This is a genomic window from Burkholderia catarinensis (genome assembly GCF_001883705.2).
Lineage (GTDB): Bacteria > Pseudomonadota > Gammaproteobacteria > Burkholderiales > Burkholderiaceae > Burkholderia > Burkholderia catarinensis.
Genome location: NZ_MDEQ02000070.1, coordinates 1 through 1,999 on the forward strand (window position 1 = coordinate 1; position 1,999 = coordinate 1,999).

At 61.0% G+C, this 1,999-nt stretch carries 1 protein-coding gene and 2 pseudogenes; 2 read left to right on the top strand and 1 reads right to left on the bottom strand.

The genetic code is table 11. The features are described 5' to 3' along the window. Positions 1-383: pseudogene (locus BFF94_RS37500) on the bottom strand (L-dopachrome tautomerase-related protein); the annotation flags it as partial. Positions 384-640: 257 nt separating this feature from the next. On the opposite strand from BFF94_RS37500, the pseudogene BFF94_RS37505 reads away from it, so the two are divergent. Continuing rightward, positions 641-843 (top strand): annotated as a pseudogene (locus BFF94_RS37505) (integrase core domain-containing protein); the annotation flags it as partial. Positions 844-1,091: 248 nt separating this feature from the next. After that, positions 1,092-1,999, top strand: a 908-nt coding sequence (locus BFF94_RS37510) for an AMP-binding protein (protein ID WP_219140466.1), incomplete at its 3' end; no start/stop codon positions are given.

The following is a 1,999-nucleotide window of genomic DNA, read 5'->3' on the forward strand; positions in this document are numbered from 1 at the left end:
CTAATGAAATGCCCCGCGGGCGAATCCGTCGCCGCGCGATTCGTCTGCGCATCCGGGTACGCGACCACCTTGTCGCCGACGATTTCGCCGACCGTGTACGGCACGTCGTCGCCCCAGCGCGGGAAGTTGACGAAGATCCGCCGCGAGTGCGGGTCAACCGCGACGCCCGTCGGCATCGCGCCGGTAAACGAGAACACCTGTTCAAGTGCGCCGACGCTGCGATCGGCCGCCTGACGCTCGGTCACGTGCGGCGACGCGGCCGCAACCGCTACATCGCTCGTCGCCGGCTGCGCAATGGCTGCGCCGAACGGCAGCGTGGCCAGCGCGGCCGCAAGCAGGACGCGCCGCGTGAGGTACGGCATGTGAATTGAGTCAAATGTCATGAGGATGGATTTCGTATTTTCTGAACGCCTCGCGGCGTGACGGCGGCGGGCAACCGCGTATCCGGCTGGTCCCGCGACAACGGACGGGGCCGAGCACCACGCATTGTTCGCCGGGATATGCCGGGACGGAAAACCGGCCCGTTGCCATGCTTGTTGATTATATTAGACCAGTCGTCTATAACGAGACACAAAAAAACGACAACACCGGGATACACGTGTCGTCGCAGCTCTCAGTGCGTGCCGTTACGCAACGCGCGCAAAGTAATGGCATGGCCGAGAGCTTCGTGAAGACCATGAAACGCGATTACGTTGCCTTCATGCCGAAGCCGGGCGCAGCGACTGCGGCACACAACCTGGCCATCGCGTTCGAGATGACAACGAGAAGCATCCCCATAGCGCGCTGAAATACCGCTCGCCTTACGAGTTCCGGCGTCCGATGGATTCAGCAACCTTAGTGTGACGCTGTGTCGGGAATGACAGGGTCAACTCCAGATGGCGCATTGCGGCTATCGTGCTTTAAATCCCGAAGGTACCCCAAGGAGGCCATGGTCAGCTTGCCCCCATCATCTCTACCTGCTAGACTCAGAACTATTCGCTGATTAGTTTATAGGGTTCGCCGTTCCCGTGCAACAATGAATTAATTGTGCATCAGGAGACGTCACGATTCCGACGTTATGGTTTAACGGTCGACAGTATTCGACAGAGTGGATGAGCAGTGAAATCGCGCGCATTCTCGCAGGATTGAATAGCCTGCAATGCAGCGAAGGGGACACGGTGGCTGCCATGATGCGAAACAGCCCGCAATACGTCGCCCTTATCCTGGCCTGTCGGGAGGCGGGCCTCTATCTCGCATCGATCAACTGGCACTTCAAGTCCCTCGAGGCCAACTACATCCTCACCGACAGCGGAGCCCGCGCGCTGTTTGTCGATGCCGATCTGCTCGATCAGATCCGCGACGGGATTCCCGAGGACATCGAGGTAGTCACGGTGGCGCGCGACGAGGTCACTCCGGTTGACGCGCATGCGCGCGACTGGGCTGGCTTCGGCGTCGGCCTGCCGCCCATGCCTCCCCGAGTCGGCACGCCGCACGGCACCATTACCTATACCTCCGGCACCACGGGCAAACCCAAGGGCGTGCGCCGTATTCCCTGGCCGGCCGACGAGCAGGCGGACAGACAAGAGCACCTGCAACGCGTGGTGGACATCGTCTACGGCACGGGTACCAATCTCACTGCCTATCTCTCTGCGCCGATCTATCACAGCGCGGCGATGGCCTATCTCGCGCACTTCTGCCAGCTTGGGGCTACGCTGATACTCGAGCCGCGTTTCGACGCGTTGCGTTCGCTCGAGCTACTCGCGCAGCATCGTGCCACCCATGCGTATCTCGTACCCACCATGTACCAGCGGCTGCTCGCGGTAGATCCCGCAATACGCAAGAAGTACGATTTATCTTCGCTGCACCAGGTTGCGTCCACGGGCTCGCCATGTCCCGCGCCACTCAAGCGCGCCATGATCGAGTGGCTTGGGCCCATCATCACCGAAGCCTATGGATCAAGCGAGGCGGGTTATACGACCTTCATCGATTCCGCCACCTGGCTACACCATCCTGGCTCGGC